Below are 20,439 nucleotides of genomic sequence, written 5' to 3' on the forward strand. Positions count from 1 at the left end.
GGAATGATCGAGCACTCCATTGCCACAGTGACCGAGCTTCGGGACTTGCTGAATGATTCTTCATTCACGCTGGATCCCGAAGCTCAGCACACTGCAGATGCCCTGGCACGGCAAATCGACGACTACGTCCTGCCCCGCCTCGCCAACGTCGATGCCCCACTCCTGGCAGTGATCGGCGGTTCCACGGGCAGTGGAAAGTCCACGCTGGTTAACGCGGTCGTCGGCCAGCAGGTCAGCCTGTCTGGTGCGATCCGACCAACCACGCGTCAGCCGGTGCTCGTCACCAATCCACAGGATGAAGCGTGGTTCGCTTCCAGCGAGGTCCTCCCTGGGCTTGCCCGCGAGCGTGGCGAGGCCGCTGCGAATCCCACCGCCACGACACTGCGGACCGTCACCACCGACCACATCCAACCGGGCCTGGCGCTTCTCGACGCCCCTGACTTCGATTCGATCGACGATGGCAATCGCGCCCTGGCCTCCCAACTTCTCGCCGCCGCGGACTTGTGGATATTCGTCACCACCCCGGCGCGCTACGCCGACCAGCTGGTGTGGAACTTCCTGCACGACGCCGCGAGCCGCGACATCGAGGTGATCGTCGTCCTCAACCGCGTGGACGAAGAAGCCATGAAGACGGTTCCCGAAGACCTCAAGCGCATGATGTCCGATGCGGGTCTCGGTGGCGCCAAGCTCATCACGGTTCCTTACATCGAGCACCTCTCTGGCCTGCTCGCCCCTGAGCTCGTTTCCGAGCTATCCCAGCACCTCGAAGTGCTGGCTGGCGATGCCGCTGCCCGTCGCGACATGGCGCTCAAGACCGTCGACGGCGTGCTGGCACAGATTGCGGGCAAAGTGGAGAAGCTTGCTGCTACGAAGGAGCGAGAAGAGGACTTTGCTGATCAGTTGGACGATGCCATCGACGGTGTTTACCTTCGCGGACGTGATGAAGTCATCGCCGCAACCCAGGACGGCAACCTGCTGCGCAAGGAAGTGATGCAACGCTGGCAAGACTTCGTGGGCACCTCCGATGCTTTCCGTACCGTCGAGCGCTGGTATTCCGTAGCTGTGGACCGCATCGGCAGCTTCTTCACCGGCAAGCCTGCCCCGGTTCGGGAAGTGGAAACGGAGATTGAGGCTGGTTTGCATGCCGTGATCGTCGATGCCGCCGAAACCGCAGCCGCTCGATCGTGGTCTCACTTGGGCTCAGTGGCTCCGGAGCTGCGGGCGTCGGCAAGCCCCGTTTTGGCACATGCAAGCACGAACATCTCTGACGAGACTGCACAGCTCGTGCGTGATTGGCAGGCCAGCTTGATGAACTCGATTCAGGACAGCGCCGGCGACAAGCGCATGAAGGCGCGCCTGATGTCCTTCGGACTGAACGTGGTAACCGTCGCATTGATGCTGGTGGTGTTTGCTTCCACCGCTGGACTTACCGGCGGTGAGGTCGCGATTGCTGGTGGTTCCGCGGTGCTCGGGCAAAAGATGCTGGAGACCATTTTCGGCGAGGAAGCCGTCCGCAAGATGGCAAAACAGGCTCGTCAGGATCTGGACGAAAGAATTGAGGATCTCTTCCTCACCGAGCGCGACCGCTATCGCGAGATCACCGATGTGCTCGATGCCGGAACCGATGCCGATGAGCTGCGCGCAGCTGTAAAGGCAGGTGCCTAACGTGTTTAAGTCGAAGCCAACTCTCACTCAGCGTCTCGAAGCTCTGGAGAGGGCCACGGAACTCGCTGAGGGCATCTACACTCCCGAGGAGCTGGAACGCCTGGACAAGGTAATCGCCAGCGCTGCGGAGCGCCGCGCGCTGTCTGCCGAACACACTGTGGTGGGTTTTTTCGGTGCCACTGGCTCCGGCAAGACGTCGCTGTTCAATGCGGTTGTGGGCGAGGATCTGGGCAAGACAGCTGCCCGCCGACCTACTACATCCTCTCCTTTGGCCGCCGTGTGGCACCCGGAAGGTTCCGAGGAACTCTTGGATTGGCTCGAAGTGGAAGACCGGCGCAACCGGCCCGGGGACTTTGCCAAGAACGCTGGGCCGTTGATCCTGCTGGACCTGCCTGACTTCGACTCCGTCGAACCAATCCACCGGGAGATCGCCACCCGTTTGGCTGGACAGGTGGATGTTCTGGTGTGGGTGACCGACCCGGAAAAGTACGCCGACACTATCATCCACGACCACTTCATCCGGCCACACGCAGAGCACAGCGCCGTCACACTGGCGGTACTCAATAAGTCCGACAAGCTACGCCCTGAAGACCTGGGTCCAGTCAAGAATTCGTTAGAACAATTATTGGTTGAAGATGGTCTAAAGAAGATCAAGGTCATTGCCACCAGCGCCAAGACAGGTGCGGGTGTGGATGATATCCGCGCGGCCATCGCGAAGGTCGCTTCCGATCACAAGGCTCAGAGCGCGCGCCTAGAGGCCGACATCGCGGCCGCCACCGGCCCACTGCTTGGCTCCGAAAAGCTATCCAAGGTGCCGGATTCAGCAAAGAAGAACCTTGATAACGCCCTGGCCGAAGCCGCCGGCGCCGACCACATCTCCCGCGCCACCGCAGCCGCCTACCGCAAGCGCCTCGGCCAGGCCACCGGCTGGCTCCTCACTTCCTGGATGCTGCGCCTGCGCCCCGATCCGCTCCGTCGCCTGGGACTGCGCGAGGACGCCGACGAAGTCGGAGTGCACCGCACCTCCATGCCAGCACTCGACGCTTCCAGGCGGGCAGTAGCCAATCGCGGCGTGCGTGACTACGCAGCTGTGCTGGAAGCTGGCCTGCCAGCACGGTGGGCGGATGCGCTGCATGATGAGACGGAAGCTGTCGTCGAGAAGCTGCCTGAGCAGCTGGACCGCGCTGCCGCCGGCACTCGCCTTCCTGCCCAGCCAAGTAAGGCCTGGGGCCTGTTCACTTTTATCCAGTGGCTCGCGCTGCTCGCAGCACTGGTCGGCGTGATCTGGTACCTGCTGGTGGCGTTCCTCCCTGGCGCGCTAGTTCCGCTGCTTGGCGAGGACCTCACTCCGGATGTGGAGGGCTGGCCGATTCCGACCTTGCTGATTCTGGGCGGAGTGCTCCTCGGTATTCTGCTTGGCCTGCTCACCGCGGTCTTCGGTGGTTTCATCAGCTCCGGTGTGCGCTCCCGCACGAGGCGAGCACTACGCCGGGAAGTTGCCGAAATGTCGCAGGCGGAAATTACTGCTCCGCTGCTGGACGTGCGTGGGCGCTATCTGGAGTTTCGTGAGCAGCTTCAGAGTGCCACCGGCCGCTAAAGAGCACAGATAGCAGCACGATGACACCCAGCGGTAGCCCGACCCAGCTCCACACCATGAGGTATTCGATTCCTGCAAACTGGTATTCGTCTGGGCTGGGTCGCTGCCACAGCGTGGTCCCAAGCAATAGTGCACATAGTCCATTCACCGTGCACAAGACGCCTAGAAACGGGTCGAAAGTCCTGGGACGACTACGAACAATAATCCAAGCAGCCGCCACGAGGACCACTGCGCAAATCAGCACAACGATCGAAATAACATCAGCGATTGCCAGAAGGTAGCCCGCGAGGGCGACCAGAACGGGGATCAAGGTAGCCCCAACGTAAAACGCCCCGTGACCCTTATGTTTCGTCGCTTGCAGCACTGCGGGCAGTGCGCCAATGGCGATAGCCGGAATGAGCCAATACTTGAGCGCTACCGTGACAAACTCGATCATCGGTTGTCCTTTCTAGTATGCCCAATTTTAGCTAGCGCAACCGGTAAATGGCAGTGATGTTCGTTTTCGAGATCTGTCCTGCTCCCGCATGAGGCGGGCACTACGCCGGGATGTTGCCGAAATGTCGCAGGCAGAAATTACTGCTCCGCTGCTGGATGTGCGTGGACGCTATCTGGAGTTTCGTGAGCAGCTTCAGAGTGCCACCGGCGCGAAGTAACTACGTAGATCAGGGCGACCACAACGAGGGGAAGGCCGATCCACGCCCACACCAACACATACTCGAGCCCGAAGAAGCTCGTGTCAGTGGGTGGATTGGCCACGTTAAATGCGAAGATCATGACGCAGATCGTGTTACATGCCACCCAGACCCCGAGAAATGGATCGAAGCTGCGGGGGCGACTGTAGCGAATGATCCACGCAGCGAGAACTACAATAACCAGCCCGAGAATTACGGGCACAAGCCAACCGCCATCGATCAGGAATGCGATCGCGATTGTGGGCAATGTGGTCACTGGCACCAGAGCGATCACACCTAGGTAGAACCACACAGGCTTGATCCGGTTCGGTGGCAACTTCTTCCGGCGGCACAACTCCAAGATCAACGGCAACGCCCCGAACACTGCAGAGGGGATCCACCAGTAAATGAGCGCGGCGTAGCAGACGACGTTGTCGGTGAAGACGTTCATAGTGCGCTATTTTACTTGGTCCACGACCCAGGAATTTTCCCTAAAACCCAGACCAGCGTTTGCAAAAAGGCAATGATCGCCAGGGGCACCCCAAGGAACCACCAGCTGAAAAAGAGCCCAACGCTCCACGTGTCTGAGCCATCGCCGGGGCCAGTCATAAGCGAATCGATAGCAACGAAGAGACATGAGCCGGAAACCACGCATAACGTGCAGTAGAAGGGGTCGACGCTTCGCTTGGCGCTGTAAAATACCTGCCAGAGTGCGGCAACGGGGACCGTCAACATCGGCCAGACCCCGAGTGCGTCCAGATGGAGACGTTCGATCAGTGATGGGAGCGTCGCGGTGAATGCGGCGCCAATGAGTAGCGCCACTACGTAAAACCACCACCTACGTGGCTGGCGACGGCCCCATACTCGTGGTTCCAGGAGATACAACAGTCCAAAACAGACGAGAGCCGGAAGCAGCCACATCTGTGCCGTCAGTGAGATCACGCTATAAAGGTGCATAGTTTCACCATGTCTAGCGCAACCGGTAAATGGCAGTGATGTTCGTTTTCGAGATCTCTCCTGCTCCCGCGGCGAGTTCAGCGTGAAAGTCTTGACCTACCCGTGCGCTCGAAACTGACACCCATTTCCACGCCTGCTGCGTCGTTTCGCGTCGGCCAACCTCGAAACACTGCAGGCTGCGCCCGATAACGAATTTCCCGCCGTCTTCGCAAATGACGAGGTAGACCATATCTCCGATAGTACTGCGTCGCAGGTTCGGCAATTCCTGTTGGGACATCATTTGCGCTGGTACTGGAGAAATCCGCTCGATCACCCCAAACCTGCGATGCTCCCCCTGCTTATCGATCACGTGCAGCGGATACCCCACTTGCGCGCTCACCAACCGGTCATACTCCCATGTCGCAGGCGGATGGTCCCTCCCCCAGACCGCCAGCCTGTGCTCATCTGCGGTGATGAACCACTCGCCCGCTGCAGCTACCCGCACACCCTCACCGAGCGTGCGCGGAAAGCGTTTGCCCAGCGCCCGCAGCTTGTCGACGGCCATTGCATCATCAACATTGGCGAACCCCTCACTGTCTAACAGCCTCAAGATGTCAGCAAGCTCAAGATCGGGCGAAGCCTCCCAGAGATCCTGGAGTGCGTCTAAGAGTTGGGGAATTCTGGTGGGATCCTTCATAGCAGCTTCAGTGTATTACGGGCCCGTTATCGACCTTAAATTCACTTCATATAACCCCACGTGCCGCCAGCGAAATGTCCTCGATTTGATGTCGATCAAAGAAACGCTACTGCTGACGGCTCGATAGCCAAAGTGAAACCCTTCGCCAACACCAGGAGTACTCATGTCTTTCCGCTTTGCAGCCGGAGCTGTCACTCTAGCCCTCACTCTTCCGCTATCCATTCAGCCAGCATTCGCCGCATTCAACGAGACCGACTATTCCCAAAACCCAGCATGCGGTGTTGGCTATGAAGATAACTTTAAGCAGTTCACCGACCAGATTCCCGGCAGCTTCCACGGCTGGCGCGCTACTGCTCAGCACAACTTCAATCCATGCCGCACGTTGAGCTACGTGGTTGCCGAGGCTATCACCAAAGATCCGAACACGCCGCGCCACATCATGTTCTTCCACAAGGGTGCGTACTTCGGAACAGCCACTCCGGAAGCCCACGCATTCACTGAAGTCGTCGGCGCAACTGACACCAGCGTGACCGTGAACTACTACCACTGGAAAGCTCCAGGCTGGCCTGAGCAGTTCGCGGGCCAGGTCACTTACCGCTGGGATGGCGAAAAAGTGGTTACCGATGGACAGATTCAGCCGGCTCCTGCCCCCCCCAACGCACCGCAGTTCAGCCTGCCAGCACTGTCTTCCGGTCTTTGGTAGATCTGACTTCGGCGGGTTAATGCCTGCCGAATGAAATTTCACCCCTATCGCAAGATTTCATTCCCACCAGTCACTTTTCGTGACTTCAGCTAACTACTGGGAATGAAATTTGCACTCGGCAGCCAAATTTCATCTGAATGTACCAATGACAAACCCGCCTTCGGCGCGTCGATAAGCATGCAAAAAGCCCCAGCCAAAGTGACTGGGGCTTTTACGCTGTCTAGCTAGGGCTTACTTAGCCTTCTCGACGATCTCGACGAGACGGTAGTGCTTGTCCTTAGACAGTGGGCGGGTCTCCTCGATCTTCACGAGGTCGCCGATGCCAGCGATCTCGTTCTCATCGTGAGCCTTGACCTTCGAGTTGGTACGAATGGTCTTGCCGTACAGTGCGTGCTGCTTACGGTCTTCCAACTCGACGACAATGGTCTTGTTCATCTTGTCGGAAACGACGTAGCCGGTACGAACCTTGCGGGCGCCCTTTTCCTTCTTTTCAGTGTTGTTCACAGTTGCCTCACTCATGATTAAGCCTCAGCTCCCGGGACAACGGACAGGCCCAGCTCGCGCTCACGGATGACCGTGTAGATGCGGGCGATGTCCTGCTTGACCACGCGCAGACGGCGGTTGTTGGTCAGCTGGCCGGTAGCCATCTGGAAGCGCAGGTTGAACAGCTCTTCCTTGGCCTCCTTCAGACGGGTGGTCAGCTCTTCAGCGCTGAGCTCGCGGAGCTCGTGTGCAGCGTTACCAGATGCCATTAGAACTGGTCCTCCTTACGAACGATGCGGACCTTACATGGCAGCTTCTGGCCTGCACGACGCAGAGCTTCAAAAGCAACTTCCTCACTTGGGTAAGACATTTCGAAGAGGATACGGCCAGGCTTTACGTTGGCGACCCACTTCTCCACGCCACCCTTACCGGAACCCATACGCACACCGAGTGCCTTCTGGGTCAGCGGACGGTCTGGGAAGATGTTGATCCACACCTTGCCACCACGCTTGACGTGGCGGTTGATGGCGATACGAGCGGACTCGATCTGACGGTTGGTGATGTAGGCAGGCTCGAGAGCCTGGATGCCGTAATCACCGAAAGTGACGCGGTTGCCGCCCTTGGACACACCGGTGCGGTGTGGGCGGTGCTGGCGACGGTACTTGACGCGCTTAGGGATAAGCATTCTTAGCCCTCCTGCTTCTGCTCAGCACGCTGACGACGCTGTCCACCGCGACGTGGACGCTCGCGACGATCGCCACCGCGACCGCGACGCTCAGCTGGTGCGTTGAGTTCGGACTCGCGACGGCCACCAACGACGTCACCCTTGTAGATCCACACCTTGACGCCAATGCGGCCGAACGTGGTGTGAGCCTCCCAGGTGCCGTAGTCGATCTCGGCGCGAAGGGTGTGCAGCGGAACGCGACCCTCGTGGTAGCGCTCGGTGCGAGACATCTCGGCGCCGCCGAGACGACCGGAACATACAACCTTGATGCCCTTGACCTGTGGCTGGCGCATTGCGCCCTGGATTGCCTTGCGCATTGCGCGACGGAATGCCACACGGTTGGTGAGCTGCTCGGCGATGGACTGAGCCACCAGCTGAGCGTTAGCGTCGATGTTCTTAACCTCGAGGATGTTGAGAGCAACCTGCTTGCCGGTCAGCTTCTCCAGCTGGCCGCGGATGCGGTCAGCCTCGGAGCCACGACGACCGATCACGATGCCCGGACGGGCGGTGTGAATGTCGACGCGGACGCGGTCGCGGGTGCGCTCGATGACAACGTCGGCAACGCCGGCGCGGTCAAGGCCCTTTGCGAGGAACTGGCGGATCTGAATGTCTTCTGCGACGTAGTCGGAGTAAGACTTATCGGCGAACCAGTGGGACTTCCAGTCGGAAGTGATGCCCAAGCGTAGGCCGTGTGGATGGATTTTCTGGCCCACTACTTGGCCCCTTCCTTCTGGCTTTCGACAACCACAGTGATGTGGCTGGTGCGCTTACGGATAATGAATGCGCGACCCTGTGCGCGTGGCTGGAAACGACGCATGGTTGGTCCCTCGTCGGCGTAAGCCTCGGAGATAACCAGGGTGCGTGGATCCATGCCGAAGTTGTTCTCAGCGTTAGCTGCTGCAGAAGCAACAACCTTGGCTACTGGCTCAGCAGCATCCTGCGGAGCGTACTTCAGGATCGCCATTGCCTCGGACACGGTCTTGCCGCGAACGAGATCGATGACGCGGCGTGCCTTCATCGGGGTGACCCGGACGAAGCGCGCAGTCGCGCGGGCGGTGGTGATTTGGTCACTCATCGCTTATCGACGTCCCTTCTTGTCATCCTTGATGTGACCCTTAAAGGTCTTGGTTGGTGCGAACTCGCCGAGCTTGTGGCCAACCATGGAATCATCAATGAAAACCGGCACGTGCTTGCGACCGTCGTGGACGGCAAAGGTGTGACCGATGAAATCAGGGAGAATGGTGGAGCGGCGAGACCAGGTCTTGATGACCTGCTTGGTGCCCTTTTCGTTCTGAGCGTCGACCTTGTTGAGGAGGTGCTCATCGACAAACGGGCCCTTCTTAAGGCTGCGTGGCATTTTCTACCTCCTCTTAGCGCTTCTTGTTCTTGTTGGAGCGACGGCGACGAACGATCAGACGATCGGACGGACGGTTTGGCTTGCGGGTTCGGCCTTCCTTCTGGCCCCATGGGGACACTGGGTGGCGACCACCGGAAGTCTTACCTTCACCACCACCGTGTGGGTGGTCGACCGGGTTCATAACGACACCACGGACGGTTGGGCGAACGCCCTTCCAGCGCATACGGCCGGCCTTGCCCCAACGGATGTTGATCTGGTCAGCGTTGCCGACCTCACCGATGGTTGCGCGGCAGCGAATGTCCACGCGGCGGATTTCGGAAGATGGCATACGCAGGATTGCGTACTTGCCTTCCTTACCCAGCAGCTGGATGGAAGCACCAGCGGAGCGAGCCATCTTGGCGCCGCCACCTGGCTTGAGCTCAACACAGTGCACGGTGGCACCGGCAGGGATGTTACGCAGTGGCAGGTTGTTGCCAACCTTGATGTCGGCGTTTGCGCCGGACTCGAGGATAGCGCCCTGCTTCAGGCCCTTAGGAGCAATGATGTAACGCTTCTCGCCATCACGGAAGTGAAGGAGAGCAATGTTAGCGGTACGGTTCGGGTCGTACTCGATGTGAGCGACCTTAGCGGTGATGCCGTCCTTGTCAGCACGACGGAAGTCGATGACACGGTACTGGCGCTTGTGTCCGCCACCCTTGTGACGAGTGGTGATGTGGCCGTGAACGTTACGGCCGCCCGACTTGGACAGTGGGCGCAGCAGAGTCTTCTCCGGAGTCGAGCGAGTGATCTCCTCGAACATCGAAACGGAGCTCTGGCGGCGACCCGGGGTTGTCGGCTTGTACTTGCGAATAGCCATAGTTTTTCTGGTCCTTAACTTTCCGCCGCCTAGGAGGCGGAACCGCCGAAGATGTCGATTGGATCGCTGCCCTCGCGCAGGGTGACAATGGCACGCTTGGTTGCCTTACGCTGACCAAAACCGGAACGGGTGCGCTTGCGCTTGCCCTCACGGTTCAAGGTGTTAACGGAAGCGACCTTGACGCCAAAGATCTGCTCGATAGCAATCTTGATCTCAGTCTTGTTGGAGGAAGGAGCTACCAGGAAGGTGTACTGTCCCTGCTCCATAAGGCCGTAGGACTTCTCGGATACGACCGGTGCGAGGATGATGTCGCGTGGATCTGCGATAGTAGCCATTACTTAGCCTCCTCCTTGGCCGCGCCAGTTGCGCGGTCGATGAAGGTGTTAAGAGCCTCAACAGAGAACACAACGTCGTCAGACTTGAGGACGTCGTAGGTGTTCAGCTGGTCAGCTGCCAGGGTGTGAACGCCTGGGAGGTTGTTAACACTCTTCCATGCGGTGATGTCTTCACGGCCGAGGACGACGAGCACATTGCGGCGCTCGGTCAGACGCTCGATGAAAGCGCGTGCAGACTTCGTGGATGGGGTCTGGCCCGCAACAAGCTCAGTCACCACGTGAATACGATCGTTGCGTGCACGGTCGGAAAGAGAACCGTAGAGTGCAGCCTTGATCATCTTCTTAGGGGTGCGCTGCTCGTAGTTACGAGGCTGTGGGCCGTGTGCGACGCCGCCGCCGGCGAAGTGAGGAGCACGGATCGAGCCCTGACGAGCGCGGCCGGTTCCCTTCTGACGGAATGGCTTCTTGCCGCCGCCGGAGACCATCGCACGAGTCTTCGTAGCGTGGGTGCCCTGGCGAGCAGCTGCAAGCTGTGCGTTAACGACCTGGTGCATCAGTGCAACTGATGCTTCGCGGTCGAAAATCTCTGCAGGCAGCTCGACCGTGCCGTTCGTCTTACCATCAGCGGTGTGGACGTCAAGCTTTAGATTGGTCATGCGTGTGCACCGCCCTTCACTGCGGTCTTAACGGTTACGAGGCCGCCGCGAACACCAGGGATTGCACCCTTGATGATCAGCAGGTTTGCCTCGGCGTCAATCTTCTGAACCTTGAGGTTCTGGGTGGTGACGCGGTCATTACCCATGCGACCAGCCATGCGGGTGCCCTTGAAGACACGACCTGGGGTAGCACAAGCACCAATACCACCGACGCGGCGGTGTGCTGCCTGGTTACCGTGGGATGCGCCCTGGCCTGCGAAGCCGTGACGCTTCATGGCGCCGGCGAAGCCCTTACCCTTGGAGGTGCCGGTGACGTCAACGAAGGTGATGCCTTCGAAAATGTCAACGGTGACGTCCTGGCCGAGCTCGTAACCGGAAACATCATCCATACGGATTTCGGTTACGTGACGACGTGGGGTAACGCCTGCCTTTGCGAACTGGCCGGCTGCTGGCTTGTTAGCCTTGCGTGGATCGATTTCGCCGAAAGCGATCTGGATGGCGTTGTAGCCATCGTTTTCAACGGTGCGAATCTGGGTTACGACACATGGACCAGCTTCAACGACGGTGACCGGAATTACGCGGTTCTCCTCGTCGAAGATCTGGGTCATGCCGAGCTTGGTGCCCAGAATGCCCTTTACTTCGTTTTCACTCATTATTTATTCTCCGCCAAGTATCTGCTGGTCGATTACTGAATATTCACATCGACGCTGGCCGGAAGATCGATGCGCATGAGTGCGTCAACGGTCTTTGGCGTTGGGTCGAGGATGTCGATCAGACGCTTGTGAGTACGCATTTCGAAGTGCTCACGAGAGTCCTTGTACTTGTGTGGAGAACGAATAACGGCGTATACGTTCTTTTCAGTAGGCAGTGGCACTGGGCCAACAACACGGGCACCGGTACGGGTGACCGTCTCGACGATCTTCTTAGCGGAAGCGTCGATTGCCTCGTGGTCATAGGCCTTGAGCCTAATGCGGATCTTTTGTCCCGCCACGCTTATCCTCTTCCTTCACTGTCCCACATCAATTCTTGAGCGGTGGGAGATTTTGCTCTATAACGTTGTCCGAGCCCATTGAATGGGGCTTGGCGTACAACGCCAGTTGCTTGACTGTCAATCAAATGTGGATCCGATTCTTGGGAAGACGCAGGCGCCTAAATCACCAACACTGTCAGACCCTGATCGAAAAGCTCCAAGCACCGTGTTACGCACGCCATGCTTGTGGCTTTAAAGTCAAGTGGAAGGGAACCTATCTCGCGATAAGCGTGTTCCTTGCCGACTGCCGCTGTTTATTTGCCATGCCCCTTCTTAAAGCACCGGTCCTCTGCGACTCTTATTAAGGAGCCACAGACAACCTCCTAGAAGGAAGTTCATGTTTGCTTCACCATCCGGCTGAATGTTCACCAGTTGTTAAAGCAACCCGACTAGTAAACCACGTAGACACCTAAAACACAAGCCTCCTTTTCCGAGATTGTTGGAGACTCCACAATCTGTCCGACTCGTGCGCTCGATTACACCTAGAATCGAGGACAAGAGGATAGTTTTCAGGCCCCAGGAAGTGGTTTTCATGAGCGAGATTCAAAGCCCAAGCGCCGGTATCGAACGCGGCCACACCCATATCGAGGACACCGTCGTATCCAAAATTGCCGGCATGGCTGCCCGTGAAGTTTCCGGTGTCCACGCGCTGGGTGGCGGCACCGCACGTATGGTCGGAGCCTTGCGCGAAACGATTCCAGGATCGCGCACCAATATGCACCAAGGCGTATCGGTGGAAGTGGGGGAAACTCAAGCTGCAGTTGATGTGTCAATCGTTGCGGAGTACGGCGTAGCCATTCACGAGCTCGCCGAGGCCATCCGCCGAAATGTCATTGCGGCAATCGAGCGCATGACCGGCCTGGAGGTGACTGAAGTCAACATCACCGTCCACGACATTCACCTCGGAGTGGAAGATGACATTGTGGACGAGCCGGTATCCCCACCCCGCGTGAAGTAAATGTCAACGTCATTTACTCAATTGCAAGCCATGTCGCTCGTCAATGACATCCTCGCCATCAATGGCGTCGCAAGCATGCATCGTGGACAGTTCGGCGAGATCGCACTGCTGTTTCCGGGTTCGCGCGTACCGGGAATTCGCTGCAGCAATGAAGGGGTGGAGGTACATGTCGTCGCAAAGCGCACTGCCGGCGACTTACACAAGCTTGCCGACGCCATCCGCACCCAAGCCTCGTCCCACACCGACGCGCCTGTTGACGTGTATATCGGCGACATCGAATAAGGAATACCCATGACACCGCACCTACGCACCGGAGTACTACTCGGTCTCGTCCTCGCCTTCGCTATCATCTTCGGCGGCTGGTGGGGTCTCGTACTTGCTCTTCTCCTCGGCGGTCTCGGAGGACTTATCGGGGCACACTTCGATGGGCTGATCGACATTCGGCAAATTTGGGACGCGGTTGGCCGCGGTCGGCGAGGGTAGCAATGACAGTGATCATTTCTGAACGCGCCGTGACTAAGATTGTCGCCGCCGCCACCGCAACGGTACCGGGCACCACCGGCTTCTCGACGGGCGTAGGCAGACTTACCGGGCGTGGCTATCCTCGCTTCGACGTGCAGCTCGACCACGATGCTGACACCGCCACGGTCGAAGCTTTCATCGCCGTGACATGGCCCGCACCGCTCATTGAGATCGCCGAGACAGTGCGTCGCACAATTGTGGAACACGTCCAGACCCTCTGCGGGATCGAGGTGCTGACCTGCAATGTTGTAGTGGGCCCCGTAGTTCCAGCTAAAAAGCGTGTATCGTCCGCGGACCTAGAGCTCGCGCCGGTCTCCCCCACTCCCGTGGTGGTGCCACCGCCACTGAAGCTCGTTCCGATCACCGTTGGGAGGAGCCGATGAAAGGTTACATTCCAAAGGGCCAGCCTGCTTCTCGAGCGGTAGCTGTCCTGCTGAGTATTGGGTCATGCGGTCTCGCGATTGCGGCTGCCCGAGAGCTTTGGACGAAACGCACAGGGACCGAACTCAAGAGTTGGCTCAAGCCCGTCTTCGATTTGATCGCAAGGGCGAAGTACGAACCATGGATGCTTCCCCTAGGGGTTGCAGTGGTCATTTTGGGAATATACCTGGTAGCAGTTGCGCTCAAGCCCCGACCGATGACTCATGTACAGCTGGCCGCGTCGCCGAATTTCTGGGTACGCAATGTAGACATCGCCCGGCTCTGCACTGCGACAGCCGAGCGCGTTCCAAGCGTTGCTGGTGCTTCTACCTACGCTTCGCCGAAGCACGTGATCGTAAGCATCACCGGGAGCGACCAGCACCATGATCTGGCCCAGCGAGTAGAGGCAGCAATACTCCCCATCGTCGAACAACTGGAATCTCCACGGAAAATCAGCGTCAAGTTCCACAACAAGTTTGGGGGCGAATAATGACTAAGCTGACGGATTTCTTGAACCGTGCCTTCATTCTCTTGGTTGGGCTGAGCCTGCTCGCCGCCGGGGCGCTAAGCGTCGGGCTGTACTTTGACGTTGCTTTCGCTCAGCGACTCGTGGATTCTTTGCGTCCGCGAGAATGGGACACCATCCCCTACTCGCCGTGGTTCCTGTTTAGCGTGGGCGCATTAGGAGTACTTGCCCTTATTCTTGGCATTCTCGGCCTGGTAGCGAATCTGCGCAGACACAGAGTGTGGCGCCTGAGTTCGAATGCCAGCACGCCACTGGGCTCCATTGACTTCGACATCAACGAGGTTGCGCAAGCAGCAGCGCAAACGTTCACTGAACTGCCAAAGGTGATTCGCTCTCGTGCCGTGGTCCAGGTTGATCGGGGTCGTCGGGTGATGACGATTTCGGTTGACTCCGAGGCTTCAGTTGCACTGTCTCAACTTACTGATCACGCCCGAGTTGTCGAACAAGACATTCACGACGCTATTAGTGGTGCCGAAATTGACATCGTGTTTAAGTTCCACATGGCCCCAGTCGAGAGGCTGGCCAACTAGCAAGGTCTTGTCCCACTCTTGAGAGGCATAGAAAAAAGAGCCCAGCCAAACGGCTGAGCTCTTTTCTTTTGTGCTAAATCAGCAAGTGGTTACTTGATGATCTTGGTAACACGACCAGCGCCAACGGTGCGGCCACCTTCGCGGATAGCGAAGCGCAGGCCCTCGTCCATAGCAACTGGCTGGATCAGGGTGACGGACATGTCGACGTTGTCGCCAGGCATAACCATCTCGGTGCCCTCAGGAAGCTTCACAACACCGGTAACGTCGGTGGTGCGGAAGTAGAACTGTGGGCGGTAGTTGTCGAAGAATGGGGTGTGGCGGCCGCCTTCATCCTTGGACAGAACGTAGACAGAGCCCTCGAACTCGGTGTGAGGGGTGTAAGCGCCTGGCTTAACGATAACCTGGCCGCGCTCTACGTCTTCGCGCTTGATACCACGGAGGAGCAGACCACAGTTGTCGCCAGCTTCGGTGTAGTCGAGCAGCTTGCGGAACATCTCGATACCGGTAACCGTGGTGGTGGTTGCCTTCTCCTTGATGCCGATGATCTCGACTTCTTCGTTCACCTTCAGGGAGCCACGCTCAACACGGCCGGTAACAACGGTGCCACGACCGGTAATGGTGAAGATATCCTCGACAGGCATGAGGAATGGCTTCTCGGTCTCACGAACTGGGTCAGGGATGTTGTCGTCACAAGCCTGCATGAGCTCGAGGACGGAGTCAACCCACTTCTGCTCACCGTTCAGTGCGCCCAGTGCGGAGATGTGAACGATTGGAGCATCTTCGTCGTAGTCCTGCTCAGCGAGAAGCTCGCGAACTTCCATCTCAACGAGCTCGATGATTTCCTCATCGTCAACCATGTCGCACTTGTTCAGAGCAACGAGGATGTAAGGAACGCCAACCTGGCGGGCGAGGAGAACGTGCTCACGGGTCTGTGGCATTGGACCGTCGGTAGCAGCAACAACGAGGATTGCGCCGTCCATCTGAGCAGCACCGGTGATCATGTTCTTGATGTAGTCGGCGTGGCCTGGAGCGTCAACGTGTGCGTAGTGGCGCTTCTCGGTCTGGTACTCAACGTGAGAGATGTTGATCGTGATGCCACGCTCCTTCTCTTCCGGAGCCTTGTCGATGGCGTCGAAAGCGAAAGCCTGGTTGAGCTCTGGGAAAGCGTCAGCCAGAACCTTGGTGATAGCCGCGGTGGTGGTGGTCTTACCGTGGTCAACGTGACCGATGGTGCCGATGTTTACGTGAGGCTTCGTACGCTCGAATTTCGCCTTTGCCACTGTATGTCCTCCTGGACTTCATGGTGGCTACGACCTTCGCAGCCACATTGGTGGTTTGTACCCGCGTCCGCTTCCTGCTCCAAGAGCACGGAAGATGACGCAGCATTATTTCTGCCAGTTACATGATACTAGGGTTACTTGGGCTCGAAAACAAACCACAAGCTATTCCTAGCGTTGCCGTGAGTAATGGCCAGCTCAACACCCCTATTTTGAGGACGCTCAGCAGGCCACTACCCGGTTGGCTTATTCGCATTATAGGAGGGCTAGTCCAACTGACAAAACTAGCCCTCCACGAACACTTACGCAGGTATTACTTGTTACCCGTGCGCTCAGCGATGATATCGGCTGCCACGTTCGCAGGAACCTCTGCGTAGGAGTCGAAGATCATGGAGAAGTTTGCACGGCCGGCGGTGCGGGAACGCAGGTCACCGATGTAACCGAACATCTGGGAAAGTGGAACCTTTGCCTTGACGATCTTGGCACCGGCACGGTCTTCCATGGCGTTGACCTGGCCACGACGAGAGTTGATGTCGCCGATGACGTCGCCCATGTACTCCTCAGGGGTGATAACTTCAACAGCCATCATTGGCTCGAGGAGAACTGGCTTTGCCTTCTCAACGGCGGCCTTGAGTACCTGTGCGCCAGCGATCTTGAAGGCCATTTCAGAGGAGTCAACATCGTGGTATGCACCGTCGATGAGGGTTGCCTTGATGTTGACCAGTGGGTAGCCAGCGAGGAAGCCGTACTGCATGGCGTCCTGGATACCAGCGTCAACGGATGGGATGTATTCACGAGGAACACGACCACCGGTGACAGCGTTCTCGAACTTGTAGATTGGGGACTCGCCCTCTTCAAGTTCTTCTGGGGATGGAGAGTAAGGCTCGATGGAGACAATGACCTTTGCGAACTGGCCAGAACCACCGGTCTGCTTCTTGTGGGTGTAGTCGAGGTTCTCGACTGCCTTGCGAATGGTCTCGCGGTAGGCAACCTGAGGTGCACCAACGTTTGCCTCAACCTTGAACTCGCGCTTCATGCGGTCAACCAGAACGTCGAGGTGGAGCTCGCCCATGCCGCCGATGACGGTCTGGCCGGTCTCTTCGTCCAGCTTCACGGTGAAGGTTGGGTCTTCTTCAGCGAGCTTCTGGATAGCGGTACCCAGCTTCTCCTGGTCAGCCTTGGTCTTAGGCTCGATGGCAACCTCGATAACCGGATCCGGGAAGTCCATGGACTCCAGGATGATCTGGTCGTTGGCGTCACACAGGGTGTCACCGGTCGTGGTGTCCTTTAGGCCGATGAACGCGTAGATGTTACCAGCATGTGCAGCTTCAACAGGGTTTTCCTTGTTAGCGTGCATCTGGAACAGCTTGCCGACGCGCTCCTTCTTGCCCTTGGTGGAGTTCATGACCTGAGCACCTGGCTCAACCATGCCGGAGTACACGCGGACGAAGGTCAGCTTGCCGAAGAATGGGTGCGCAGCAATCTTGAATGCGAGAGCAGAGAATGGCTCTTCGTCAGAAGGCTTACGGATAAGGTCAACAGTCTCGTCGCCAACCTTGTGACCGTGAACTTCACCGATGTCCAGCGGAGTTGGGAGGTAGTCGATGACAGCGTCGAGCAGTGGCTGGACGCCCTTGTTGCGGTATGCGGTACCACAAAGCACTGGGTAGATCTCGGAGTTAACCGTCAGCTTGCGGATGGCAGCCTTGATTTCCTCGACGGACAGTTCCTCGCCACCGAAGTACTTCTCCATGAGCTCTTCGTCAGTCTCAGCAATGGTCTCGAGGAGCTTTTCGCGCCACTCGTTAGCCTTGTCAACGAGGTCAGCTGGGATCTCTTCCACGGTAGCTGCGGTACCGACCTCGACCTTGCCGCGCCAGGTCAGCGCCTGCATGTTGACGAGGTCAACAACGCCGTCGAAGTCATCTTCTGCACCGATTGGGATCTGCAGAACCAATGGCTTTGCGCCAAGACGATCAATGATGGTGCCAACGGTGAAGAAGAAGTCTGCACCGAGCTTATCCATCTTGTTAACGAAGCAGATACGTGGCACGTCGTACTTAGCAGCCTGACGCCACACCTGCTCGGACTGAGGCTCAACGCCTTCCTTACCGTCGAACACTGCGACAGCGCCGTCGAGAACGCGCAGGGAGCGCTCAACCTCAACGGTGAAGTCAACGTGACCTGGGGTGTCAATGATGTTGATCTGGTTTTCGTTCCAGAAACAGGTCACAGCAGCGGAGGTAATGGTGATGCCGCGTTCCTTTTCCTGCTCCATCCAGTCAGTCGTAGCGCCACCGTCGTGGGTCTCGCCAACCTTACGGTTGATGCCGGTGTAGAAAAGGATTCGTTCAGTGGTCGTCGTCTTACCAGCATCAATGTGTGCCATGATGCCGATATTGCGAACCTTGTTCAGGTCCTTAAGCACTTCTTGTGCCACAGTGGTTCCCCAACTCGTTCGTTGTGGGCAAACTGCGCTTATCGACGACCATGGTTTCCCCACGCGTCGACGGCGCATTTCGCCGATGAATATGGTACTCGATCAATTCTGCCATTGATTGCCCCGTTTTACAGCCCTAGATTCAGGATTGTCGGGACACAATGGACTTTGGGACGCAAAAAGCCCCGCACCGAGGTCGCCGCGGTGCTTTCCAAGCATCGGGTGTGTCGGCGACGGGGCCTTATATTGTCGCAGTTACTACCAGCGGTAGTGAGCGAAGGCGCGGTTGGCCTCTGCCATCTTGTGGGTGTCTTCGCGGCGCTTCACGGAAGCACCAAGACCGTTGGCTGCATCGAGGATCTCATTAGCGAGACGATCAACCATGGTGTTCTCACGACGCTGGCGGGTGAAAGTCACGAGCCAACGCAGAGCGAGGGTGTTTGCACGGTTTGGGCGAACCTCAACAGGAACCTGGTAGGTTGCGCCACCAACGCGGCGGGAACGAACTTCGAGGTCTGGCTTGATGTTGCCCAGAGCCTTCTCGAGGGTGAGCACTGGATCGGTGCCGGTCTTCTCACGGCAAGCCTCGAGTGCGCTGTAAACGATGCGCTCTGCGGTGGACTTCTTACCGTCCAGCAGAACCTTGTTTACGAGCTGGGTAACAACTTCAGAACCGTATACCGGGTCCTTAACGACCGGGCGTACTGGGGCTTTTCCCTTACGCATTCCTATTATCCCTTCTTTGCGCCGTAGCGGGAACGTGCCTGCTTGCGGTCCTTGACACCCTGGGTGTCAAGTGCGCCACGCACGATCTTGTAGCGAACACCTGGGAGGTCCTTCACACGACCACCACGAACGAGCACCATGGAGTGCTCCTGGAGGTTGTGGCCCTCACCTGGAATGTAAGCGGAAACCTCGATACCGGAGGTCAGGCGCACACGGGCAACCTTACGCAGTGCAGAGTTAGGCTTCTTAGGAGTGGTGGTGTAAACACGGGTGCACACGCCACGACGCTGAGGGGAACCCTTCAGCGCGGCGGTAGCGACCTTCGTGCTCTTATCATGGCGGCCCTTACGGACCAGCTGCTGAATAGTTGGCATAGAAGTTCTTTCTATTGTGATGAGCTTTAGCTTTAGCCTTGGACGTGCAAAAGTAGGTAGACAAACGAAAAAAGGGGCTCTTTTCCGGGGCCGCTACCGTGCATTTCCATTGCGACGCACCGAACTCTGTGTTGAGCTGGACGTTCACAAGGCTCCCACCATACAAATGTGGGACTGCTAGGAATACTACCGCACTACCCTTCACTTTCCCAAATCCCTCAGTACTGTTGAAGTTATGAACCAGCCACAGATCCGTGCTACTGATGACGAACGCAACCAAGTCCTGGCAGTACTAAGCCAAGCAATGAGCAATGGGCAGCTCGATTTTGCCGAGTTTGATGAAAGAACTCAGGCCGTCACGCAGGCAAAGTACCGAGAGGATTTGCTCGTGCCATTGCGGGATCTAGTCCCTGATCCCAACAAAGTCATTAGCACTGACATCGTTCGCCGCCCAGACTCAGAGCTTGCAACATCCGCACAAACTATCTCTTCTTCCTCCCACGGTGACGAGTTTTCTTTTTCGCTGATGGGCGGCACCGAGAAGAAGGGCGCGTGGACTATTGCCCCTGCCCACACCTCGATCACAGTCATGGGTGGCAACATTATCGATCTGACCAAGGCCACCTTTGCCGGTCGTGACGTGACCATTAACGCATGGGCTTTCATGGGCGGGATTGACATTCTCGTACCCGAAGATATTCGCATTAAATGCGATGGCGTCGCAGTCATGGGCGCATTCGAGATTAAGGACGATCGCGAAGTAACGATTGTACTCAATGATCTTCCGGAGAACTCCCCTACCCTCCGTGTGACCGGGCTTGTTCTGATGGGTGGCGTGACCGTCAAGCGCGTCCGTAGGTAGGCCGCAAGCCTGGCATGGCAAAACCCCGCCCATGCGCCCCTCCCACCCACTGGGAGGTTGTTGGCGCAAGTGCGGGGTTTAGCTATCTAAAGCA

The 20,439-nt window shown here is 57.7% G+C and carries 29 protein-coding genes; 10 read left to right on the forward strand and 19 right to left on the reverse strand.

Going from position 1 to position 20,439, the window contains the following annotated elements; translation table 11 throughout:
- Positions 1–3: 3 nt before the first annotated feature.
- Complete coding sequence (locus CKALI_RS10020) at positions 4–1,665, forward strand: dynamin family protein (RefSeq protein ID WP_156193218.1); 1,662 nt, start codon at positions 4–6, stop codon at positions 1,663–1,665.
- A 1-nt stretch (position 1,666) separates the two neighbouring features.
- Positions 1,667–3,262, forward strand: a complete 1,596-nt coding sequence (locus CKALI_RS10025) for a GTPase family protein (protein ID WP_156193219.1) — start codon at positions 1,667–1,669, stop codon at positions 3,260–3,262.
- Here CKALI_RS10025 and CKALI_RS10030 read toward each other — a convergent pair.
- The 4 genes from CKALI_RS10030 to CKALI_RS10045 all read right to left on the reverse strand — a co-directional run bounded on the left by CKALI_RS10030 (position 3,186) and on the right by CKALI_RS10045 (position 5,566).
- Positions 3,186–3,698 carry a hypothetical protein gene (locus CKALI_RS10030; protein WP_156193220.1) on the reverse strand — a complete coding sequence of 171 codons (513 nt, stop codon included), beginning with the start codon at positions 3,696–3,698 and terminating at the stop codon, positions 3,186–3,188. The genes CKALI_RS10025 and CKALI_RS10030 overlap by 77 nt on opposite strands.
- A gap of 137 nt (positions 3,699–3,835) precedes the next feature.
- On the reverse strand, positions 3,836–4,384 hold the full coding sequence (locus CKALI_RS10035) for a hypothetical protein (protein ID WP_156193221.1): 549 nt from the start codon (positions 4,382–4,384) through the stop codon (positions 3,836–3,838).
- 11 nt (positions 4,385–4,395) lie between these two features.
- Positions 4,396–4,890 carry a hypothetical protein gene (locus CKALI_RS10040; RefSeq protein WP_156193222.1) on the reverse strand — a complete coding sequence of 165 codons (495 nt, stop codon included), beginning with the start codon at positions 4,888–4,890 and terminating at the stop codon, positions 4,396–4,398.
- Between the two features lie 13 nt (positions 4,891–4,903).
- The gene (locus CKALI_RS10045) at positions 4,904–5,566 is read right to left on the reverse strand and encodes a hypothetical protein (RefSeq protein ID WP_156193223.1); all 663 of its coding nucleotides are present in this window, start codon (positions 5,564–5,566) and stop codon (positions 4,904–4,906) included.
- A gap of 163 nt (positions 5,567–5,729) precedes the next feature.
- On the opposite strand from CKALI_RS10045, the gene CKALI_RS10050 reads away from it, so the two are divergent.
- Positions 5,730–6,269: an LppP/LprE family lipoprotein gene (locus CKALI_RS10050; protein WP_156193224.1), complete on the forward strand. Its 540-nt coding sequence runs from the start codon at positions 5,730–5,732 to the stop codon at positions 6,267–6,269.
- 231 nt (positions 6,270–6,500) lie between these two features.
- Here the strand turns inward: CKALI_RS10050 and rpsQ are convergent, their stop codons facing one another.
- Genes rpsQ through rpsJ form a run of 11 tightly spaced genes read right to left on the reverse strand, consistent with a single transcriptional unit; the run spans position 6,501 to position 11,671 of the window.
- Positions 6,501–6,788: a 30S ribosomal protein S17 gene (rpsQ, locus tag CKALI_RS10055; RefSeq protein ID WP_156193225.1), complete on the reverse strand. Its 288-nt coding sequence runs from the start codon at positions 6,786–6,788 to the stop codon at positions 6,501–6,503.
- A 2-nt stretch (positions 6,789–6,790) separates the two neighbouring features.
- Entirely contained in the window at positions 6,791–7,021 is a 231-nt protein-coding gene (gene rpmC / locus CKALI_RS10060) for a 50S ribosomal protein L29 (protein ID WP_156193226.1), read from the reverse strand.
- Positions 7,021–7,437 carry a 50S ribosomal protein L16 gene (rplP, locus tag CKALI_RS10065; RefSeq protein ID WP_156193227.1) on the reverse strand — a complete coding sequence of 139 codons (417 nt, stop codon included), beginning with the start codon at positions 7,435–7,437 and terminating at the stop codon, positions 7,021–7,023. Before rplP ends, rpmC begins: the two co-directional genes overlap by 1 nt.
- 2 nt (positions 7,438–7,439) lie before the next feature.
- On the reverse strand, positions 7,440–8,189 hold the full coding sequence (gene rpsC, locus CKALI_RS10070; RefSeq protein WP_156193228.1) for a 30S ribosomal protein S3: 750 nt from the start codon (positions 8,187–8,189) through the stop codon (positions 7,440–7,442).
- Positions 8,189–8,551, reverse strand: coding sequence for a 50S ribosomal protein L22 (rplV, locus tag CKALI_RS10075; protein ID WP_156193229.1), 363 nt, complete (start codon positions 8,549–8,551; stop codon positions 8,189–8,191). The genes rpsC and rplV overlap by 1 nt, the downstream gene beginning before the upstream one ends.
- Positions 8,552–8,554: 3 nt before the next feature.
- Entirely contained in the window at positions 8,555–8,833 is a 279-nt protein-coding gene (rpsS, locus tag CKALI_RS10080) for a 30S ribosomal protein S19 (protein WP_156193230.1), read from the reverse strand.
- 13 nt (positions 8,834–8,846) lie between these two features.
- Positions 8,847–9,689 (reverse strand): 50S ribosomal protein L2, encoded by an 843-nt coding sequence (gene rplB / locus CKALI_RS10085; protein ID WP_156193231.1) that lies wholly within the window; start codon positions 9,687–9,689, stop codon positions 8,847–8,849.
- 29 nt (positions 9,690–9,718) lie between these two features.
- Positions 9,719–10,024: a 50S ribosomal protein L23 gene (gene rplW / locus CKALI_RS10090; protein ID WP_156193232.1), complete on the reverse strand. Its 306-nt coding sequence runs from the start codon at positions 10,022–10,024 to the stop codon at positions 9,719–9,721.
- Positions 10,024–10,680: a 50S ribosomal protein L4 gene (gene rplD / locus CKALI_RS10095; protein ID WP_156193233.1), complete on the reverse strand. Its 657-nt coding sequence runs from the start codon at positions 10,678–10,680 to the stop codon at positions 10,024–10,026. The genes rplW and rplD overlap by 1 nt, the downstream gene beginning before the upstream one ends.
- Positions 10,677–11,333 carry a 50S ribosomal protein L3 gene (rplC, locus tag CKALI_RS10100; protein WP_156193234.1) on the reverse strand — a complete coding sequence of 219 codons (657 nt, stop codon included), beginning with the start codon at positions 11,331–11,333 and terminating at the stop codon, positions 10,677–10,679. The genes rplD and rplC overlap by 4 nt, the downstream gene beginning before the upstream one ends.
- A gap of 32 nt (positions 11,334–11,365) precedes the next feature.
- Positions 11,366–11,671 (reverse strand): 30S ribosomal protein S10, encoded by a 306-nt coding sequence (rpsJ, locus tag CKALI_RS10105; RefSeq protein WP_003848085.1) that lies wholly within the window; start codon positions 11,669–11,671, stop codon positions 11,366–11,368.
- A 571-nt stretch (positions 11,672–12,242) separates the two neighbouring features.
- Between rpsJ and CKALI_RS10110 the strand changes: the two genes are divergently transcribed.
- The 6 genes from CKALI_RS10110 to CKALI_RS10135 are packed head-to-tail and all read left to right on the forward strand — an operon-like array spanning position 12,243 to position 14,666.
- Positions 12,243–12,668 carry an Asp23/Gls24 family envelope stress response protein gene (locus CKALI_RS10110; protein WP_156193235.1) on the forward strand — a complete coding sequence of 142 codons (426 nt, stop codon included), beginning with the start codon at positions 12,243–12,245 and terminating at the stop codon, positions 12,666–12,668.
- Between the two features lie 30 nt (positions 12,669–12,698).
- Positions 12,699–12,950, forward strand: a complete 252-nt coding sequence (locus CKALI_RS10115; protein WP_156193236.1) for an Asp23/Gls24 family envelope stress response protein — start codon at positions 12,699–12,701, stop codon at positions 12,948–12,950.
- A 9-nt stretch (positions 12,951–12,959) separates the two neighbouring features.
- Positions 12,960–13,151, forward strand: coding sequence for a hypothetical protein (locus tag CKALI_RS10120; protein WP_156193237.1), 192 nt, complete (start codon positions 12,960–12,962; stop codon positions 13,149–13,151).
- Between the two features lie 2 nt (positions 13,152–13,153).
- The gene (locus CKALI_RS10125; RefSeq protein WP_156193238.1) at positions 13,154–13,573 is read left to right on the forward strand and encodes an Asp23/Gls24 family envelope stress response protein; all 420 of its coding nucleotides are present in this window, start codon (positions 13,154–13,156) and stop codon (positions 13,571–13,573) included.
- A complete protein-coding gene (locus tag CKALI_RS10130) occupies positions 13,570–14,100 on the forward strand; it encodes a DUF6286 domain-containing protein (protein WP_156193239.1) in 531 nt (176 codons plus the stop codon). Before CKALI_RS10125 ends, CKALI_RS10130 begins: the two co-directional genes overlap by 4 nt.
- A complete protein-coding gene (locus CKALI_RS10135) occupies positions 14,100–14,666 on the forward strand; it encodes a hypothetical protein (RefSeq protein WP_156193240.1) in 567 nt (188 codons plus the stop codon). Before CKALI_RS10130 ends, CKALI_RS10135 begins: the two co-directional genes overlap by 1 nt.
- A gap of 89 nt (positions 14,667–14,755) precedes the next feature.
- On the opposite strand, the gene tuf is transcribed toward CKALI_RS10135, so the two are convergent.
- The 4 genes from tuf to rpsL form a co-directional block, all read right to left on the reverse strand.
- Complete coding sequence (gene tuf / locus CKALI_RS10140; RefSeq protein WP_156193241.1) at positions 14,756–15,946, reverse strand: elongation factor Tu; 1,191 nt, start codon at positions 15,944–15,946, stop codon at positions 14,756–14,758.
- Between the two features lie 310 nt (positions 15,947–16,256).
- On the reverse strand, positions 16,257–18,383 hold the full coding sequence (gene fusA, locus CKALI_RS10145; protein ID WP_156193242.1) for an elongation factor G: 2,127 nt from the start codon (positions 18,381–18,383) through the stop codon (positions 16,257–16,259).
- Between the two features lie 258 nt (positions 18,384–18,641).
- Positions 18,642–19,109: a 30S ribosomal protein S7 gene (rpsG, locus tag CKALI_RS10150; protein ID WP_156193243.1), complete on the reverse strand. Its 468-nt coding sequence runs from the start codon at positions 19,107–19,109 to the stop codon at positions 18,642–18,644.
- A 5-nt stretch (positions 19,110–19,114) separates the two neighbouring features.
- Positions 19,115–19,483 (reverse strand): 30S ribosomal protein S12, encoded by a 369-nt coding sequence (gene rpsL / locus CKALI_RS10155; RefSeq protein ID WP_047239507.1) that lies wholly within the window; start codon positions 19,481–19,483, stop codon positions 19,115–19,117.
- A 235-nt stretch (positions 19,484–19,718) separates the two neighbouring features.
- Here rpsL and CKALI_RS10160 point away from each other — a divergent pair, with 235 nt between their 5' ends.
- A complete protein-coding gene (locus CKALI_RS10160) occupies positions 19,719–20,345 on the forward strand; it encodes a DUF1707 SHOCT-like domain-containing protein (RefSeq protein ID WP_156193244.1) in 627 nt (208 codons plus the stop codon).
- Positions 20,346–20,439 lie beyond the last annotated feature (94 nt).

It is taken from the genome of Corynebacterium kalinowskii (assembly GCF_009734385.1).
Classification (GTDB): Bacteria; Actinomycetota; Actinomycetes; order Mycobacteriales; family Mycobacteriaceae; genus Corynebacterium; species Corynebacterium kalinowskii.

Excerpts from the sequence above, each read along its gene's own strand:
- CKALI_RS10020 (WP_156193218.1), top strand. The coding sequence starts at position 4 with ATGATCGAGCACTCCATTGCCACAGTGACCGAGCTTCGGGACTTGCTG.
- CKALI_RS10030 (WP_156193220.1), bottom strand. The coding sequence starts at position 3,698 with ATGATCGAGTTTGTCACGGTAGCGCTCAAGTATTGGCTCATTCCGGCT.
- CKALI_RS10035 (WP_156193221.1), bottom strand. The coding sequence starts at position 4,384 with ATGAACGTCTTCACCGACAACGTCGTCTGCTACGCCGCGCTCATTTAC.
- CKALI_RS10040 (WP_156193222.1), bottom strand. The coding sequence starts at position 4,890 with ATGCACCTTTATAGCGTGATCTCACTGACGGCACAGATGTGGCTGCTT.
- CKALI_RS10045 (WP_156193223.1), bottom strand. The coding sequence starts at position 5,566 with ATGAAGGATCCCACCAGAATTCCCCAACTCTTAGACGCACTCCAGGAT.
- CKALI_RS10050 (WP_156193224.1), top strand. The coding sequence starts at position 5,730 with ATGTCTTTCCGCTTTGCAGCCGGAGCTGTCACTCTAGCCCTCACTCTT.
- rpsQ (WP_156193225.1), bottom strand. The coding sequence starts at position 6,788 with ATGAGTGAGGCAACTGTGAACAACACTGAAAAGAAGGAAAAGGGCGCC.
- rpmC (WP_156193226.1), bottom strand. The coding sequence starts at position 7,021 with ATGGCATCTGGTAACGCTGCACACGAGCTCCGCGAGCTCAGCGCTGAA.
- rplP (WP_156193227.1), bottom strand. The coding sequence starts at position 7,437 with ATGCTTATCCCTAAGCGCGTCAAGTACCGTCGCCAGCACCGCCCACAC.
- rplV (WP_156193229.1), bottom strand. The coding sequence starts at position 8,551 with ATGAGTGACCAAATCACCACCGCCCGCGCGACTGCGCGCTTCGTCCGG.
- rpsS (WP_156193230.1), bottom strand. The coding sequence starts at position 8,833 with ATGCCACGCAGCCTTAAGAAGGGCCCGTTTGTCGATGAGCACCTCCTC.
- rplB (WP_156193231.1), bottom strand. The coding sequence starts at position 9,689 with ATGGCTATTCGCAAGTACAAGCCGACAACCCCGGGTCGCCGCCAGAGC.
- rplW (WP_156193232.1), bottom strand. The coding sequence starts at position 10,024 with ATGGCTACTATCGCAGATCCACGCGACATCATCCTCGCACCGGTCGTA.
- rplD (WP_156193233.1), bottom strand. The coding sequence starts at position 10,680 with ATGACCAATCTAAAGCTTGACGTCCACACCGCTGATGGTAAGACGAAC.
- rplC (WP_156193234.1), bottom strand. The coding sequence starts at position 11,333 with ATGAGTGAAAACGAAGTAAAGGGCATTCTGGGCACCAAGCTCGGCATG.
- CKALI_RS10110 (WP_156193235.1), top strand. The coding sequence starts at position 12,243 with ATGAGCGAGATTCAAAGCCCAAGCGCCGGTATCGAACGCGGCCACACC.
- CKALI_RS10115 (WP_156193236.1), top strand. The coding sequence starts at position 12,699 with ATGTCGCTCGTCAATGACATCCTCGCCATCAATGGCGTCGCAAGCATG.
- CKALI_RS10120 (WP_156193237.1), top strand. The coding sequence starts at position 12,960 with ATGACACCGCACCTACGCACCGGAGTACTACTCGGTCTCGTCCTCGCC.
- CKALI_RS10125 (WP_156193238.1), top strand. The coding sequence starts at position 13,154 with ATGACAGTGATCATTTCTGAACGCGCCGTGACTAAGATTGTCGCCGCC.
- CKALI_RS10130 (WP_156193239.1), top strand. The coding sequence starts at position 13,570 with ATGAAAGGTTACATTCCAAAGGGCCAGCCTGCTTCTCGAGCGGTAGCT.
- CKALI_RS10135 (WP_156193240.1), top strand. The coding sequence starts at position 14,100 with ATGACTAAGCTGACGGATTTCTTGAACCGTGCCTTCATTCTCTTGGTT.
- rpsG (WP_156193243.1), bottom strand. The coding sequence starts at position 19,109 with ATGCGTAAGGGAAAAGCCCCAGTACGCCCGGTCGTTAAGGACCCGGTA.
- rpsL (WP_047239507.1), bottom strand. The coding sequence starts at position 19,483 with ATGCCAACTATTCAGCAGCTGGTCCGTAAGGGCCGCCATGATAAGAGC.
- CKALI_RS10160 (WP_156193244.1), top strand. The coding sequence starts at position 19,719 with ATGAACCAGCCACAGATCCGTGCTACTGATGACGAACGCAACCAAGTC.